This window comes from Pseudomonas sp. MMS21 TM103 (assembly GCF_022132145.1).
GTDB lineage: Bacteria > Pseudomonadota > Gammaproteobacteria > Pseudomonadales > Pseudomonadaceae > Aquipseudomonas.
This window is the reverse complement of the sequence record NZ_JAJISP010000003.1, coordinates 360,894-376,986: the sequence shown is the minus strand read 5'-3', so window position 1 is coordinate 376,986 and position 16,093 is coordinate 360,894. Positions and strand designations below refer to the sequence as shown.

Genomic DNA, 16,093 nt, shown 5'->3' with positions numbered 1-16,093 from the left:
CCTCAGAATTTCCAGATAACGTCGACGAAGGCGCGATGCATCATCGAGTCGGTGTCGCTGCCATAGGCATCGCCCGGCTTGAACACGCCGCCGCGAAAACGCACCAGCGCCGCCGGCTCGTCGATCGCTTCGCTCATCGCGGCAGGCAGCAGGCCCTGCTTGAAGTACTTGGTGACCACCAGGTCGAGTTCCTGGCCGAGGTCTTTCTCGCCATCCACCAGGTCGACCTGGGGGGCAGGCACGTCGTTCGAGAGGGGGGCATCGAAGCGTGCGTTGATCCCGCTTCTACCGATCTGCTGCTGATCATCGACCCGCCAGAATTTGTGGTAGACCAGGCTGGCGTCGTACTCCTCGGCCATCTGCCAGGAGCCGAACAGGGTGGCCGACTGCAGGTTGCTCAGCTCGCCGCGGAAGACTTCACCATAGCGGTGCACGCTGGAGCGGGTGCCGGTGAAGTTCGAGCGGTTGCTTTGCAGGCCGGTCTGGCGATAGTTGCCTGTGCCGTTACCGTCGCCATCGCCGCTACCACTGGCGCGGGCATAGGCGCCGCCGACTTGCCAGCTGGGGTCCAGGCGAAAACGCAGGCCCAGGTCGGTGGCCCAGGCGTTGACGTTGTCGCTGTGCTTGCCGCCGGCGACTTCCTGGCCGTTGACTACCGCACGCGACAGGTCTTCGCGGTCACCGCTCAACGAGGTGAGGCTGGCCCAGTAGTTGACGGGCTTCTGGTTGCGAAAGTTGTAGGCATCGCTGTTGGCTTGCAGGCCAAGCCAGGTCAGCTTGCCGGTGGCGCGCTTGTCCAGGGCGTCAATCGGCTCGCCGGGGTTGGCCAGTTTGCCGTTGTCGTCAGAGTGATGGGCGTTGAGGCCGAGCCAATGGCCTGGGCGCCACTGGGTCTCGACATCGCCGAACACATGCAGGCGGTCTTCGTCTTCGGGTGCCAGTTCGTCGATGTCGCTGCGGTAGTCGCTGAAGCGTTGCGCGGTGCCGAGGCTGGCGCGCAGCAGGGTGGTGTCGAAGGTCCAGTTCAGCGCTTCGATATTGGTATCGCGCCATTGCCCGTCATCGTTGTGCAGGCGTTGCCGGCCCAGGCGCAGGTGCTCGCCGGGATAGTCGGTGAGTCCGGCGTAGTCGACCCAGAACTCACGCAGCGCCAGGTAGTTCTTGTCCCGCTCGCGGCCGTCTTGCTGGGTATCGCTGGACAGCTCGGTGTCGGACGAGGCCAGGGTGTCGGTCTCGATAATGTCGCTGGCGACCACCGCCTGGCCCATGGCGAAGGCACTCCAGTCGCCGCGTTGGCCAGCCAGCCAGGGGCGCAGGTCGGCCGCGATGCCGTTGACGTCGCCACCGTCGCGGGTGCCGAGGTCGCGGTCATCTTCCGATTGCGCGGTGATCTTGACGTCGAGGCCGAAGTTGTCGTCGCTCATCTGCACCGCCCATACCGAGCTGGCGGAGAGTAATGACACGCTCAGGCCCAGGCCGGCGGTGATCCTGTTGAGTTTCATCGCGTAGTCCTTGTTCATTGGTTTTGCGCCTGTAACGAGGCTTGCTCTTGCAAGACGTTGCCGCGCACTTGGCGTTCATCGCGCAGCAGTTGTTCGGCCTGGGTGCGTTGGGCCGGCTGCAGTTGTTGTTCTATCAGCCGCGCCAGTTCGGTGGCCTGCGGGGTGTTCTTCGCCAGCGCCAGTTGGCTGAAGACGAAGGCATTGACCGGGTCGGGAAGCACGCCCTTGCCTTGCGAGTACATCTGCGCGAGGGCGAAGTCGGCGCTGCTGCGGCCGTTACGGGCGGCGCTGAGCAAATGATCCAGAGCCTTCTGCGGGTAGATGTCGCCGAGGTAGCCGCGCAGGTAGATTTGGCCGAGGAAGTAGTTGGCACTGGGTTCGCTGGGCGCGGCCTTGCGCAGATGCTCTTCGGCCTTGTGTGGATCCTGCGCTACCAGCTTGCCTTCGTAGTACAGGCGGCCGAGTAACAGTTCGGCGCGTGGCAGCGCCGCGGCGCGACCTTTGTCGAGGTAGCCCATCAGGGTGTCGATATCGCCCAGGCCCGGGTAGTCATAGAGCAGGCGGGCGAGGCTGACCCAGGCGGCCGGATAGCTCGGGGCGATGGTTTCGAGCAGTTGCTGGGCCCGCTCTTCGTCCGGCGTGCCCAGTTCGGCGTCGGCCAGCACCTGGGCGACGTCATCCACCCGCTGCGGGGTCACGACTGCGCTGCGGTAGCCCGCCATCAGGCGCTGCAGCAAGGCTTGCTGTTTGGCGGCCTGGCCTCGCTTCTGATACACGGTGGCCAGTTCGACGTAGCAGACATCGGCCTCGGCAATCAGGCCTTGGCAGATCTGTTCTATCTCACCCAGGTGCTGGTCGTAATTGCCTTGGGTGCGATAGAGGAGGATTTGTGCCAGGTCGGCCTGGCTATGGCCCTGCTGGCGCCAGCTGGAAATGCGTTCTTGCACGTTCATAGCGGGGAAATCCTGTGGGTATTGCAGGTAGAGCACGACCAGCGGCAACAGGCTGCTCGGCTCACCCGCGGTGAAGGAGGCATTCAGCAGCTCGGCGGCTTCGCGGTGTTCGGCCGGGCTGGCGTCGACTTTGCGCGCGAGCAATTTGCCCAGGCGCGCCTGGGCCCGTGGCGACTGGTCAAGGGCCAGGCGGTAGGTCTGCTCGGCCTTCTCCAGGTCTTCCGGCGTGCCGCTGGCCAATTGCAGATCGGCCAGGCCGACCTGCGACCTGACGTAGCCCAATTCAGCCAGTTGCCGGTAGTTCTGCTCGGCGGTACTGGTGTCGCCGCGCTTCAGCGCTTCGGCGGCCAGGCGCTCGTCCGGCAGCCCGGCGCAACCGGCGAGGGTCACGGCCAGGGAGAGCGCCAGCCAGGGCGCTGCGTGCATGAGACGGGGGGCGATAGTCGCCATCGTTGCGTCCTCCTTAGAGACCCTTCGCCATGGCTTTGTCGATCAGCCAGTCGAGCGACGGGCCACGGTCGAGGATGACTTCCACCGGTTGGCCGGCGAGGCGGCTATCGAGGCTCGTTTCCGGCTCGATCAGCACGCGGATGTCTGCCGACAAGCTGCCTTCATGCAGGCTGCTGCTGACGATGGTGCCGTAGCGCGCACTGTCTTCGCCGGCCACCCAGAAGCTGGCTCGGCTGCCAGGGCGAGCGCGGGCGAGGTCGCGATAGGGGAAGCTGGCCAGCACCGTGGCCTTGGTGTCCTGCGGTACCAGTTCGAAGATCACATCGCCCTTGCCGGCAAACTGGCCGTCGGCCACCAACTGCCGTGACACCTTGCAATTGCACGGGCTGGTCAGGGTGCCCTTCATCTGCTTGCCGAACAGCTCTTCGACATTGGCGGGCGACAGCTGATCGTTGTCCAGATGGCCCTTGAGCATCTCCAGCATGCTGGCGGAGAAGGAGGCGATGGGCGCGCCTTTCTCGACCATGGCGTCAGGGCCGAACAGGCTCTGTACCGTGCCTTCTCGCGGCATGGTCACTTGCAGGCTGGGTACATTGACCTGGGCCGATTGGGCGTGGGTCACGAAATACATGCCGTAGACCGACTTGAAAATAAAGCCGAAGGCGGCCAGGCCGACCAGGAAAATCGCCAGGCTGAAGGTCACGGCCTTAAGCCGACCGAGTGCGCCCATGCCGGAGCCAGCCGCGCCGTTCTTGCGCGCCTTGGTGAAGTTTTCCCGCTGCAAGGTGCTCAGCAGGTCGCCCGCGCTGACCAGTTCGCCGCCGAGGAAGGCGCTGATCAGGTAGCGCAGGGTGGCCTGCTCGCGGGGCTTGATGTTGTGGAACTGGCAGCCGACACGGGCGTTTGCGGCATCGACCGAACGCACCTGGAACTCGATGTCGATGCCCAGGTCAAGGCTGTCCAGCTTGAACTGCAGGCGGCCTTTATGAAAGTCGCCGACCTGCACCGGTTGTTTGCCGGCGCTGAAGCTGAAGCCGCCCGCGGAGATGTCGAGGGTGCTGGCTTCGATACGCTCGCGGTTTTTCGTCAGGTAGCGCAGCACGGCCGGGATCTTGACCCGCGCGTGCTGGCGCTGGGCTTCTGATTCATGGACCACATTGACGTTGACAGCTGTATTCATGGTTGCAATTTCCTGTTCGAAAAGGGGGCCGGTCGGGTTCCGGTCACACCAGCATCAGCAGCGTGGCGATAAACACGCTGCCGGCAGCAAAAGTCATGGAGCGCGAGGACCAGGTGTTGAACCAGCGCTGGAAACTCAGCAGGCCGCGATCGAGCTTGGTCGGCTGGCGGGTCCAGGACTGCTGGTCGAGGCGGAAGAACACGTAGATCTTCACCATCGCGCCGACGATCTGGTTGTAAAAGAGAATCACCGGGTAGGCCGGGCCGATGCGGTGACCGCTGACGCTGAGCAACAGGGTCAGTACCAGCCGGGTCAGGCCGATCCACAGCAGGTAGGCCAGGAAGAAGCCGGCCCCGTACTTGAGGCTGGCGATAATCGCCACGCTCAGGCCGAGCAGGCTGGTCCACATCGAGACGCGCTGATCGAACAGCACCACGCTGGTGAACCAGCCCAGGCGACCAGTGCCCAGGCGCAGGGCGCGGGCGTTCTGGCGCAGGTTGTTGCCGTACCAGCGGAACATCAGCTTGCGGCTGGCCTTGATGAAGCTCTTCTCCGGTGGATGCTCAACCGTGTTGATCGCCGCATCCGGCACGTAGAAGGTGTCGTAGCCCAGGCTCATCAGGCTGTACCAGCTCGACTTGTCGTCGCCGGTGAGGAACTGGAAACGGCCCAGACGCCAGTGGTCGAGGTGATCGCTTTCCACATCGGCAATGAACCTGGGGTTGGTCACCACTTCGGCGCGAAACACCGACATGCGTCCGGTCATGGTCAGCACGCGCTTGGACAGGGCCATCGAGCACATGTTGAGGTGGCGCTGGGCGAAGCGCAGCTGATGCCACTCGCTCATGATGTAACCGCCGCGTACCTCGCAGAATTCGTTGGTGGTCAGGCCGCCGACGTTCGGGAACAGCTTGAACCAGGGCACGGTCTTGCGGACCACGCCTTCGCCCAGCACGGTGTCACCATCGACCACCGCGACCACCGCATTCGCATCCGGCATTTGCCGGGAGATGGCGCGAAAGCCGTAGGCCAGACCATCACGCTTGCCCGTGCCGGGAATGCGCACGAAGTCCAGCTTGACGTGCTCTGGCGGGTTCATCCGCGTCCAGAGGTTTTTCACCAGCAGTTCATCGGACAGCTCGACGATGGAACACACCACCGTCGTCGGGTAACCGCAGTCAATCGCCTCGCGAATCACCGAGCGGTACACCTGGGCGGTGGTCAACGCATCGATGCGGAAGCTGGTGACCAGCAGAAACACCTGAGAAGGGTCGGCGTCCGTGCCGAGTTTTTTCACCTTGCGGCGGTAATGCGGGTAAACCACATAGAGAAACAGGATGCCGCGCAAAAAGTGCACCGCACCCATGGAATAACGCCAGATGCCCACTGCGCCGATCAGCAGGAGATAGTCGCGCGACTCGGGGTCGAACACGCTCCTGGGCAGCGCCAACGCGAGCAACATCAGCAGTGATAGGTAGAACAGCCAGCCTGCGGCCTCCAGGAGAGCGGTTTTCAGTTTGCTTGCTTGCATATGCATATCCATCGTTTGCGCCGGAAGAACCCTGGGCGAGGGTGCTGCTCGCGCGCCCAGGGTTCGGCTCAACTGGCTGACAGGCTGGTTTACCAGCAGATACCTTCGGCACCCGTGCGGGAGGCCGTTGGCATGAAGCCGACCAGGTCGACCACGTGCTTGTCAGCGAGAGGCTGTTGCGCCAGGGATGCAAAACGCAGGTCGCCATTGCCGAGTACGATGATCTCGGCGTTGTCGACGACCGCATCGAAGTCACTGTTGAGCAGTGAGGAGACATGCGGAATCTTCGATTCGATGTACTCCTTGTTGGCGCCATAGACGCGGGCATATTCGACGTTGCTGTCGTAGATGCTCAGCTCGAAGCCCTTGCCGATCAGCATTTCGGCCAGCTCCACCAGCGGGCTTTCGCGCAGGTCATCGGTGCCGGACTTGAAGCTCAAGCCGAGCAGGGCGACCTTGCGCTTGTTGTAGCCGGAGATGATGTCGAAGGCGTTCTGCACCTGGACCACGTTGCTGCGCATCAGCGAGCCAATCAGCGGCGCTTCGACGTCCAGGCTGCCTGCGCGGTAGGACAGGGCGCGCACGTCTTTCGGCAGGCAGGAGCCGCCGAAGGCGAAGCCGGGCTTCATGTAGTACTTGGACAGGTTGAGCTTGTGATCCTGGCAGATCACGTCCATCACTTCGCGACCATCGACCCCGGCCGCCTTGGCGATGTTGCCGATCTCGTTGGCGAAGGTCACCTTGGTGGCGTGCCAGACGTTACAGGTGTACTTGATCATCTCGGCGACATCGATGTCCTTGCGGATGACCGGCGCGTCGAGCTCTTTGTAGATGCTTTCCAGCAGGTCGCCGGAGGCGGTGTCGAACTCGCCGATCACGGTCATCGGCGGGAAGTCATAGTCCTGGATCGCAGTGCTTTCGCGGAGGAACTCCGGGTTCACCGCCACGCCGAACTCGACACCGGCTTTCTTGCCCGAGCAGTCTTCGAGGATCGGGATCACCACGTTCTTCACCGTGCCCGGCAGCACGGTGCTGCGGACTACCACGGTATGCCGTTCGGGCTTGTTGCGCATGGCGAAACCGATTTCGCGGCACACGCCTTCGATGTAATCCAACTCCAGATCGCCGTTCTTTTTGCTCGGCGTTCCGACGCAAATAAACGAGACCTCGGTGTCACGAATCGCGTCGGCAACATCGGTGGTACCGCGCAGGTGGCCAGAGTTAAGACCCTGCTGCAGCAATGCTTCCAGGCCGGGTTCAACTATGGGCGATTTGCCATTGTTGATCAGGTCGATTTTGTTGGCCGATATATCCACGCCGACCACATCATGGCCGCGGGCCGATAAACAGCCGGCACATACGGCGCCCACATAACCTAAACCGAAAATACTGATTCGCATCGTATTACCTCGTTCATTTGTTGCGCAATTTAATAGTGGCTTTTTGGCCACAGTCGTTCATTCAACTCAGGTCGGCGGGGCGACTGAATTGATCTAGACATGAGAAGTAGATGGCGTCCGCTGGGGGAGGCCGGAACCGGGCTTGTAATATGCAGCGCGCCCTATTCTGTTACCGATCCGCGCGGCTACGAGCCTGGTAGGCTCTGGCTCTTGGGGCTCGGCAGGTCATTTGAACGGTGGAAGTTCTCCTCTGATTTCGCTACAACGATTATCTGATTTAAATAATCCGGCGGACTGTTGTCCGGCAAGTAGCAACAGATTGATTCGCTAAAAAGTTGCATGAATTAGCATGTTACGTCGATAGGAGTATTCGCTTTTCCCTATAGTTCCTGCCGGCCATGATTTTTTTAAATTGAACTTATTATTCGAGAGGTGGCAAGCAGTTGCACATTGATATCAACTTGTAGTTGCATATCGATATCAACTTGTAATTGCACGTTGATATCAGTGTGTAGTGGCAATATGTTTATATGTTCGTGCGGTGTATTGAACGTTCGGAAAGTTCAATGCGGCAGGCGCAAATTAATTAATTGGATTGTTTAAGCAGGTATTGGGGTCGCCGGCGGGAGGGGGCAAACGGGCCGTGGGGCGGCCCGTAGCGGGGGCGAGGAGGCGGGATCAGTCTTGCGGGAGGTCGCGCAGAAACACCAGTTTGTCGGTTGTCGAGTGCTCTGCCGAGTAGCGGTAGCCCTGTTCGGCGAAGTCCTTGAGACCCTCGACATTGCTCAGGCGCTGTTTGATTACATAGCGGGCCATCAGGCCGCGGGCCTTCTTGGCGTAGAAGCTGATGATCTTGTATTGACCGTTTTTCAGGTCCTTGAATTCGGTGTCGATGATTCGTGCGTTGAGCACCTTGCGTTTGACCGCACTGAAATATTCGTTGGAGGCCAGGTTAAGCAGCACGTCGTCACCCTGGGCGGCCAGCGCGTCATTCAGCCAGCCACTGATGCGCTCACCCCAGAAGTCGTAGAGGTTGTTACCGCGTGGATTGACCAGCTTGGTGCCCATCTCCAGACGATAGGGTTGCATCAGGTCCAGGGGCCGCAACACGCCGTAGAGGCCGGAGAGCATGCGCAGGTGGTTCTGGGCGAAGTCGAAGTCGGCCTCGCTGAAGTCTTCGGCGTTCAGCCCGGTGTAGACATCGCCCTTGAACGCCAGCAGCGCCTGCTTGGCGTTTTCAGTGGTGAAGGTTTTCGTCCAGCTGCCAAAGCGCGCGGCATTCAGCCCAGCGAGCTTGTCCGACAGGTGCATCAGCTCGGCTATCTGCATGGGCGTGAAGTCGCGCAGTTGGGCGATCAGGTCCTGGGCGTGGTCGAGATGCTCGGGCTGGGTAAAGCGCTGGGTCACCGGCGGCGTCTGGTAATCGAGGGTCTTGGCCGGGGAAATCACCATCAGCATAAAGTCTGCTCCTGAAAGTCTTGGCCGCGATTCTAGCAGCCCGACAGGCTGCCAGGCGCTTGGGATGGCCACGACCAGCTGCGCTGCCGCGCGCCGACGCAGATGGACAAGCCCTGGCCGCGGAATTACGCCTGGGTAAATCGCTGCGCTTGACCTGGGGGCCGCCACGGGGTTGTAGTTTGCCCAGGTCACTTCCTTCAAGGAGCCACCATGACCGCCTGCAATCATTCGCGCTGGGAGCCTTCCCACGATTACCGACCGCTGGAAACCCGCACCGAACGCCAAGCCTGGCGGGTGGCCGCGCTGACCGGGGTGACCATGCTGGTGGAGATCGCCGCCGGTTATGCCTTCAACTCCATGGCCCTGCTCGCCGATGGCTGGCACATGGCGTCGCACATGCTCGCCATTGGCCTGACGGCCCTGGCCTATTTGCTGGCCCGGCGTTACGCCGATGATCCGCGTTTCGCCTTTGGCACCTGGAAGATCGAGGTGCTGGCCGGTTTCGCCAGTTCGCTGCTGTTGCTGGTGGTGGTGGCGATGCTGGCGTTCGAGTCGTTGTGGCGACTGTGGCAACCGCAGGTGATTGCCTTTGACGTGGCGCTGTGGGTGGCGGTGGTCGGTCTGCTGGTCAATCTGCTGTCGGCCTGGCTGCTGCGCGACCAGCATGAGCACGCGCATGTTCACGGTCATGCTCATCACGATCACGATCACGATCACGATCACGATCACGATCACGCGGCGCCAGCGGGAGGGCGCGACCTCAACCGGCATGCCGCCTTCATCCATGTGCTGGCCGATGCGCTGACCTCGGTGGCTGCGATCGTTGCGCTGCTGGGTGGCATGCTGTTCGGCTGGAGCTGGCTCGATCCACTGATGGGCGTGGTCGGTGCGCTGATCATCGCGCTATGGGCCAAGGGCCTGTTGATCGAGACCGCCACTGTATTGCTCGACCGGGAGATGGACAGCCCCGTTGTGGGGCGTGTGCGCAGCGCCCTGGCGCAGGAAGCGGACACCGAACTGGCGGATTTGCACCTGTGGCGGGTCGGTCGCGCGCAGTACGCCTGCATTGTCAGCGTGGTGACCCATGGCGATACCTCGGTGGATCGCTACAAGGCCCGGCTGGCGGGGATTGACGAGTTGGTGCACGTGACCATCGAAGTCAATATTTGTGCTGAAATCGAGTTGTGATGTGGTTACTGAGGCGGGATTTTTTGCGCCGCGAGTGCGGGTAGAACTCCTGACTTTAACGGCGCTTTTGCGGGGCGCCAAGCGCTATTCGTCGAGGCGACGAATAAACTCAAATAAATAAAAAAAACATTCGCCTGTCATGGTTTTTGGAGTATCTAAAAGACAGACCGCCGAACCCTGCAGACAGGTGGCGAGCCTTGGCCTTCACCTTGCTTGCAGCTGCTCAGCCCCCGTCTGAGTGGTCGGTGGTCCCCGCGGCGGAGCGCTGCTCTGGCATTCCGTCGCTTGGCTCCTATAAGAAGGTGACCGAGTATGGATGACCACGGAAGCTTCAAGCCCACCGCTCCGACCCTCTACGCCCTCGACACCAATGTGTTGATCCACGATCCCAATGCGCTGCTGAATTTTCAGGAGCACCACGTCGCCATCCCGATGACTGTGCTGGAGGAGTTGGACAAGCTGAAAACCGGCAAGCAAGGCGTCGCCGCCGAGTGCCGGCAGGCCATCAGGCTGATCGACAAGATCCTGGGCAGCGCCACGCCCGAGGAAGTGGAGCATGGTGTCGCGATCCAGCGTGAGAAAAGCGGGCCTTGTGGTTTTCTCTCGATTCTCATGACTAAAAGTGCCTCGCCCATCACCTGGCTGCCAGAGGATCTCAACGACAACAAGATCATCAATCAGCTGGTCGAGCTGAAAGCCCGTCGCCCGGACATGTCCGTGGTGCTGGTGACCAAGGACATCAACATGCGCCTGAAGGCGCGCGCCTGCGGCATCGATTCGGAGGACTACCACACCGACCAGCTGGTCGACGATGTGTCGCTGCTGTCCAAGGGCTATCACAGCATGGACGGCTCGTTCTGGGATCGGGTGAGTACGGTCGAGACCCGCCAGGACCATGGCCGCACCTGGCACCGGGTGCAACTGATCGATAACCTGCCGGCAGTCCATATCAACGAGTTCATCATCGACGAGCAGGGTTTCGTCGGTTGGATCAAGGGCATCGAGGCCGATGAACTGCTGATCCTCGACCTGCATCAGGAGCCCTTGCTGCATCAGGAGGCCTGGGGCCTGCGGCCACGGGATATTCACCAGGCGCTGGCGCTGTTTGCGCTGCTCGACCCCGACATCCACCTGGTCAACCTGTCCGGCGCCGCCGGCTCGGGCAAGACCATCCTGGCCCTGGCCGCGGCCATCGAGCAGACCATGGTCAGCAAGCGCTACCGCAGGATCATCGCCACCCGCAGCGTACAAGGGCTGGACCAGGAAATCGGCTTCCTGCCCGGCACCGAGGCGGAAAAGATGGAGCCCTGGCTCGGCGCCATCACCGACAACCTGGAAGCGTTGCACATGGACGACGAGAACACCCACGGCAGCGTCGACTACATCCTGCAGAAGGTGCCGCTGCAGTTCAAATCGCTTAACTACATCCGCGGGCGCAGCTTCCAGCAGAGCCTGATCCTGATCGACGAGTGTCAGAACCTCACACCGCATCAGATGAAGACCATCATCACCCGTGCCGGCACCGGCTCCAAGGTGATCTGTCTGGGTAACCTGGCGCAGATCGATACGCCCTACCTGTCGGCGCCCAGTTCGGGCCTGACCTACCTCACCGAGCGTTTCAAGGACTTCTCCCACGGCGTACACATCACCCTGCAAGGGGTGCCGCGCTCGATCCTGGCGGAATTCGCCGAAACCAACATGTAGAAGGCGGCAAGCTGCAAGCCCTAAGCTGCGAGTCGAGTGCGCAGCAGCCGGGCTTGCAGCTTGCTGCTGCCATATCTTGACTGCTGGGTTTACAATCGGCCGATCCCTGCCTGGAGTAAACCTGTGCTAACTCATCTCGATTCCCAAGGTCATGCCACCATGGTCGATGTCAGCGATAAAGCGCTGACCGTCCGTGAGGCCGTGGCTCAAGCCCTGGTGCGCATGCGCCCGCAGACCCTGCAGATGATCGTCGATGGCGCACATCCCAAGGGCGATGTGTTCGCCGTCGCGCGTATCGCCGGCATCCAGGCCGCCAAGAAGACCGCCGACCTGATTCCGCTCTGTCATTCGCTGATGTTGAGCAGCGTCAAGGTCGAATTGCTCGCCCATGGCGATGATGCCGTGCAGATCACCGCGCGCTGCAAGCTCAGCGGGCAGACCGGGGTGGAAATGGAAGCCCTGACCGCCGCCAGTGTCGCGGCCCTGACCATCTACGACATGTGCAAGGCCGTGGATCGCGGCATGGTCATCGAAAGCGTGCGCCTGCTGGAGAAACTGGGCGGCAAGAGTGGTCACTACAAGGCCGAGGACGAGCAATGATTCACGTGCAGTATTTTGCCCGCTATCGCGAGGCGCTGGGCCTGGATGGCGAGCAGTTGAGCGGTGAGTTCGCCAGCCTTGAGGCCCTGCGCCAGCACCTGCTGAGCCGTGGCGGGGTGTGGGATGTGCTGGCCGAGCAGAACCTGATGTGCGCGCGCAACCAGGAGCTGTGCAGCCTCGCCGAGCCGCTGGAGGAGGGCGATGAAGTGGCCTTCTTCCCCACAGTGACCGGCGGTTGAAGGCAGCATCAGTTGGTAGGATGGGGCGGGCCGCGCAGGTTGAGCGCAGCGATACCCATGCTGTGGAGTTGGCTGCATGGTGGCTCCGCAGTCGCTCTGCTACCCGGCTCGGCGCCGCTCACCCAGCCGACGTCTCCCGCCCCCCGCTTACGCTTTGAGGACAATTTTGTATGGCCATCCGAGTTCAGTTGGAGCCCTTCGACCCTGGGGTTGAAGTCAACGCGCTGCATGCGGCGAACGTCGGCGTCGGCGCGGTGGTCAGCTTCGTCGGCTACGTGCGTGATTTCAACGAGGGGCGCGAAGTCGGCGGCATGTTCCTCGAACACTTTCCCGGCATGACCGAGAAATCCCTGGCCAAGATCGCGCTCGAGGCCGAGCAGCGCTGGCCGCTGCTGAACCTGCAGGTCATCCACCGCATCGGCCGCCTGGAGCCGGGCGAGCCGATCGTGTTCGTCGGCACCACCAGTGCCCACCGCCAGGCCGCCTTCGATGCCTGCGCCTTCGTCATGGACTACCTGAAGACCCGCGCACCTTTCTGGAAGAAGGAAGACACGGCCGAGGGTTCCTGCTGGGTCGAAGGCCGGCAAAGCGATCAGAACGCCGCCGAGCGCTGGCACAAGCCGTAGGCTGTCAAGCAGCTCGCCACTCGTCCTTCGTCCCGATTTCGTCCCTGGTGCCTGGCCTGACGCCAGGGACGATTACCGGTGCGCCAGCGTTACCTGACACCAGACAACAAACAGCCGCGCAAAGCGCGGCTGAACTGCTCCCTCGGCATGCTATCAGAGCAGGCCCAGCTCCATGGCAGTGCGATCCACCGCCCGTTTGGTTTTCTCCACCAGTTCGTCCAGCTCTGCGCGGCTGGCGACCAGGGCCGGGGCCATGATCATGCGGCCTTGGGTGGAGCGGATGATCAGGCCTTCCTCGAAGCCGATGGTGCGGCAGCGCCAGGCGATGTCACTTTCATTGGCGAAGCGCTTGCGGCTGCTCTTGTCCTCGGCGAATTGCAGGGCGGCGACCAGGCCTGTGCCTTGGATCTCGCCGACCAGCGGATGTGCGCCGAACACTTCGCGCAGGCACCGCTGCAAATAAGGACCGGTGTCATCCTTGACCTGGCTGACGATGCCTTCATCACGCAGCGCCTTGATATTGGCCAGGGCCACGGCGGCCGCCACCGGGTGGCCGGAGTAGGTCAGGCCGTGGGCGAATACCCCGCCTTGCTCCACCAGTACCTCGGCGATGCGCTTGCTCAGTACCAGGCCACCCATGGGGATGTAACCCGAGGTCAAACCCTTGGCGATCGACAAGGTGTCCGGTTGGAAGTCGAAGTGCTGGTGGGCGAACCATTCGCCGGTACGGCCGAAACCGCCGATCACCTCGTCGGCGCACAGCAGCACGTCGTACTGGCGGCAGATGCGCTGGATTTCCGGCCAATAGCTTTCTGGCGGGAAGATCATTCCGCCGGCGCCCTGGAAGGGTTCGGCGATAAATCCGGCAACGTTGTCCGCGCCCAGTTCGCGGATCTTCTCCTCCAACTGCAACGCGCAGCGGCGACCGAATTCGGCTGGGGTCAGCTCACCGCCGTTGGCATACCAGTAAGGCTCATCGATATGCTCGATGTCCGGCAGCATGCCGCCCATCTCGTGCATGAACTTCATCCCGCCGAGCGCCGTGGCGGCCAGGGTCGAGCCGTGGTAACCGTTCCAGCGGCCGATCATCACCTTCTTCTGCGGCTTGCCGAGAATCTGCCAGTAGCGGCGCACGGTACGGATCAGCACCTCGTTGGCTTCGGAGCCGGAGTTGGTGTAGATGGCGTGGCTGTAGTGGCCCGGCAGCAGGCTGAAGAGCATTTCGGACAGCTCGACCACCGCCGGGTGAGTGGTGTGGAAGAACATGTTGTAGTAGGGCAGCTGCTCCATCTGCTTGCTGGCGGCCGCCACCAGATCCTTGCGGCCGTAGCCGAGGTTGGTGCACCACAGCCCGGACATGCCGTCGAGGTAGCGCTTGCCGTCGTTGTCCCAGAGGTACAGGCCCTCGCCACGCACCATCACGCGTGGGCCTTCGGCATTCAGTGCCTTCTGGTCGACAAAGGCGTGGATGTGGTGGGCGGCATCCAGCGCCTGGTAGTCACGGGTGGTGCGGGTGGGGGTTTGCAAGACTGTCATGGCAGCGACCTCGCCTGTTTACGGGTTGTCGGGTGCCGGGACCAGGGCCCCGGCGCAAGTTTGGATAGATGTCAGCCGCGCAGTTGGAACCAAGAGGTTTTCAGCAGGCTGTATTTGTCGAAGGCATGCAGCGACAGATCGCGGCCGAAACCCGACTGCTTGCAGCCGCCGAAGGGCACGCAGACATCCAGGGCGTCGACGGTGTTCACCGACACAGTGCCGGCACGCAGACGACGGGCGACGCGATGGGCGCGGTTGAGATCGTCGCTCCACAGCGAGGCGGCCAGGCCGTACTGGCTATTGTTGGCCAGGGCGATGGCCTGCTCTTCGCTGTCGAAGGGCATCACCGCCAGCACCGGGCCGAACACTTCCTCGCGGGCCAGTTGCATAGCCGCGGTGACGCCGGTGAAGATGGTCGGCTGGATAAAGTTGTCCGAGCCGCCCACTGTCAGGCGCTGGCCGCCGCAGACCAGGGTGGCGCCCTGGCCCTGGGCCCGGTCGATAAAGCCCATGATGCGTTCGGCCTGGCGCGCGTCGACGATGGCGCCGGCGCGGCTGGTCGGGTTCAGCGGGTCGCCCGGCTGCCACTGCTGCGCCTTGGCGATCAGGCGCTGGACGAACTCGTCGTGAATCGAGCGCTCTACCAGTAGCCGCGAGTTGGCCGAGCAGACTTCGCCCTGGTTGAAGAAGATCCCGAACGCGGCTTTTTCCGCGGCCAGGTCGAGGTCCTGGCAGTCGGCGAACACCAGGTTGGCGCTCTTGCCGCCGCACTCCAGCCACACCTGCTTGAGGTTGGACTGGGCGGCGTAGGCCATAAAGTATTTGCCCACCTCGGTGGAGCCGGTGAAGGCCAGGCAATCCACATCCATATGCAGGCCCAGGGCCTTGCCGGCGGTTTCGCCCATGCCGGGCACTATGTTCAGCACCCCGGCCGGTAGGCCTGCCTCCAATGCCAACTGACCGAGGCGCAGGGCGGAGAAGGGCGACTGTTCGGCCGGTTTGAGCACTACCGAGTTGCCGGCGGCCAGGGCCGGCGCCAGCTTCCAGGCGGCCAGGTCGAGCGGGAAGTTCCACGGCACCACGGCACCGATCACCCCCAGGGGTTCGCGGCTGATGGTTGCCAGGGCGTCGCTGGCTGTCGGCGCCACCTGGTCATAGCGCTTGTCCAGCGCCTCGGCGTACCAGCTGAAGACCTGGGCCGCGCCGGGTACGTCGATGTTGTAGGCGTCCATCACCGGCTTGCCCATATTCAGCGAGTCGAGCAGGGCCAGTTCCTCGCGGTTGGCCATGATCAGCGCGGCCAAACGCAGCAATACCTGCTTGCGCTCACGCGGCGCCATCCGCGCCCAGGGGCCTTGTTCGAAGGCCTGGCGGGCGCTGGCCACGGCGGCATCGACATCGGCCGCATCGCAGGCGGCGACCTCGGCCAGCAGCTGGTTGTTGGCCGGATTAATCGCCGCGAAGGTCGCGCCGCTCTGGGCCGGGCACAGTTGGCCGTCGATCAGTGCCTGGGTGATAAAGCCTTGCGCGCCGGCCCGCTTCTGCCAATCGCTGTACTGCAACATCGCCTCTATCCTCATAACGGCTGCCGCAAGCGGCGTCTCGTGGTTGTTGAGGACGATGGTGGCGCAGAGCGCAAACAAGGAAAATTAGTAAATATATGCTCGCAGGCCATGAAAAAACTGGGCAGGCGCAGAGCCCCGGCTGGGGTATGTTGATTTTCAGG

Annotated in this window: 13 protein-coding genes; 5 read left to right on the top strand and 8 right to left on the bottom strand. The window is 62.4% G+C overall.

Annotation, left to right across the window (positions count from 1 at the left end; translation table 11 throughout):
• Positions 1–2: 2 nt before the first annotated feature.
• The 6 genes from LJY18_RS12855 to yaaA all read right to left on the bottom strand — a co-directional run bounded on the left by LJY18_RS12855 (position 3) and on the right by yaaA (position 8,474).
• Positions 3–1,502: an alginate export family protein gene (locus LJY18_RS12855; protein WP_238042323.1), complete on the bottom strand. Its 1,500-nt coding sequence runs from the start codon at positions 1,500–1,502 to the stop codon at positions 3–5.
• A 14-nt stretch (positions 1,503–1,516) separates the two neighbouring features.
• The gene (algK, locus tag LJY18_RS12850; RefSeq protein WP_238042209.1) at positions 1,517–2,905 is read right to left on the bottom strand and encodes an alginate biosynthesis TPR repeat lipoprotein AlgK; all 1,389 of its coding nucleotides are present in this window, start codon (positions 2,903–2,905) and stop codon (positions 1,517–1,519) included.
• Positions 2,906–2,918: 13 nt separating this feature from the next.
• The gene (locus LJY18_RS12845; protein ID WP_238042208.1) at positions 2,919–4,085 is read right to left on the bottom strand and encodes an alginate biosynthesis protein Alg44; all 1,167 of its coding nucleotides are present in this window, start codon (positions 4,083–4,085) and stop codon (positions 2,919–2,921) included.
• A 43-nt stretch (positions 4,086–4,128) separates the two neighbouring features.
• Positions 4,129–5,616, bottom strand: a complete 1,488-nt coding sequence (gene alg8 / locus LJY18_RS12840; protein ID WP_372865912.1) for a mannuronan synthase — start codon at positions 5,614–5,616, stop codon at positions 4,129–4,131.
• An 89-nt stretch (positions 5,617–5,705) separates the two neighbouring features.
• Positions 5,706–7,016 carry a nucleotide sugar dehydrogenase gene (locus LJY18_RS12835; protein WP_238042206.1) on the bottom strand — a complete coding sequence of 437 codons (1,311 nt, stop codon included), beginning with the start codon at positions 7,014–7,016 and terminating at the stop codon, positions 5,706–5,708.
• 678 nt (positions 7,017–7,694) lie between these two features.
• On the bottom strand, positions 7,695–8,474 hold the full coding sequence (gene yaaA / locus LJY18_RS12830; protein ID WP_238042205.1) for a peroxide stress protein YaaA: 780 nt from the start codon (positions 8,472–8,474) through the stop codon (positions 7,695–7,697).
• A 210-nt stretch (positions 8,475–8,684) separates the two neighbouring features.
• On the opposite strand from yaaA, the gene dmeF reads away from it, so the two are divergent.
• The 5 genes from dmeF to moaE all read left to right on the top strand — a co-directional run bounded on the left by dmeF (position 8,685) and on the right by moaE (position 12,831).
• Positions 8,685–9,662: a CDF family Co(II)/Ni(II) efflux transporter DmeF gene (gene dmeF, locus LJY18_RS12825; protein WP_238042204.1), complete on the top strand. Its 978-nt coding sequence runs from the start codon at positions 8,685–8,687 to the stop codon at positions 9,660–9,662.
• Between the two features lie 312 nt (positions 9,663–9,974).
• A complete protein-coding gene (locus LJY18_RS12820) occupies positions 9,975–11,366 on the top strand; it encodes a PhoH family protein (protein ID WP_238042203.1) in 1,392 nt (463 codons plus the stop codon).
• Positions 11,367–11,489: 123 nt separating this feature from the next.
• On the top strand, positions 11,490–11,966 hold the full coding sequence (moaC, locus tag LJY18_RS12815; protein ID WP_079200951.1) for a cyclic pyranopterin monophosphate synthase MoaC: 477 nt from the start codon (positions 11,490–11,492) through the stop codon (positions 11,964–11,966).
• Entirely contained in the window at positions 11,963–12,205 is a 243-nt protein-coding gene (locus LJY18_RS12810) for a MoaD/ThiS family protein (protein ID WP_238042202.1), read from the top strand. Before moaC ends, LJY18_RS12810 begins: the two co-directional genes overlap by 4 nt.
• A 170-nt stretch (positions 12,206–12,375) precedes the next feature.
• On the top strand, positions 12,376–12,831 hold the full coding sequence (gene moaE / locus LJY18_RS12805; RefSeq protein ID WP_238042201.1) for a molybdopterin synthase catalytic subunit MoaE: 456 nt from the start codon (positions 12,376–12,378) through the stop codon (positions 12,829–12,831).
• 153 nt (positions 12,832–12,984) lie between these two features.
• Here moaE and LJY18_RS12800 read toward each other — a convergent pair whose 3' ends face one another.
• Complete coding sequence (locus LJY18_RS12800) at positions 12,985–14,367, bottom strand: aspartate aminotransferase family protein (protein ID WP_238042200.1); 1,383 nt, start codon at positions 14,365–14,367, stop codon at positions 12,985–12,987.
• Between the two features lie 71 nt (positions 14,368–14,438).
• Positions 14,439–15,932, bottom strand: coding sequence for an aldehyde dehydrogenase (locus LJY18_RS12795; protein WP_238042199.1), 1,494 nt, complete (start codon positions 15,930–15,932; stop codon positions 14,439–14,441).
• Positions 15,933–16,093 lie beyond the last annotated feature (161 nt).

Excerpts from the sequence above, each read along its gene's own strand:
- LJY18_RS12810 (WP_238042202.1), top strand. The coding sequence starts at position 11,963 with ATGATTCACGTGCAGTATTTTGCCCGCTATCGCGAGGCGCTGGGCCTG.
- LJY18_RS12820 (WP_238042203.1), top strand. The coding sequence starts at position 9,975 with ATGGATGACCACGGAAGCTTCAAGCCCACCGCTCCGACCCTCTACGCC.
- LJY18_RS12835 (WP_238042206.1), bottom strand. The coding sequence starts at position 7,016 with ATGCGAATCAGTATTTTCGGTTTAGGTTATGTGGGCGCCGTATGTGCC.
- LJY18_RS12855 (WP_238042323.1), bottom strand. The coding sequence starts at position 1,502 with ATGAAACTCAACAGGATCACCGCCGGCCTGGGCCTGAGCGTGTCATTA.
- LJY18_RS12795 (WP_238042199.1), bottom strand. The coding sequence starts at position 15,932 with ATGTTGCAGTACAGCGATTGGCAGAAGCGGGCCGGCGCGCAAGGCTTT.
- LJY18_RS12800 (WP_238042200.1), bottom strand. The coding sequence starts at position 14,367 with ATGACAGTCTTGCAAACCCCCACCCGCACCACCCGTGACTACCAGGCG.
- dmeF (WP_238042204.1), top strand. The coding sequence starts at position 8,685 with ATGACCGCCTGCAATCATTCGCGCTGGGAGCCTTCCCACGATTACCGA.
- LJY18_RS12845 (WP_238042208.1), bottom strand. The coding sequence starts at position 4,085 with ATGAATACAGCTGTCAACGTCAATGTGGTCCATGAATCAGAAGCCCAG.
- alg8 (WP_372865912.1), bottom strand. The coding sequence starts at position 5,616 with ATGCAAGCAAGCAAACTGAAAACCGCTCTCCTGGAGGCCGCAGGCTGG.
- algK (WP_238042209.1), bottom strand. The coding sequence starts at position 2,905 with ATGGCGACTATCGCCCCCCGTCTCATGCACGCAGCGCCCTGGCTGGCG.
- moaE (WP_238042201.1), top strand. The coding sequence starts at position 12,376 with ATGGCCATCCGAGTTCAGTTGGAGCCCTTCGACCCTGGGGTTGAAGTC.
- yaaA (WP_238042205.1), bottom strand. The coding sequence starts at position 8,474 with ATGCTGATGGTGATTTCCCCGGCCAAGACCCTCGATTACCAGACGCCG.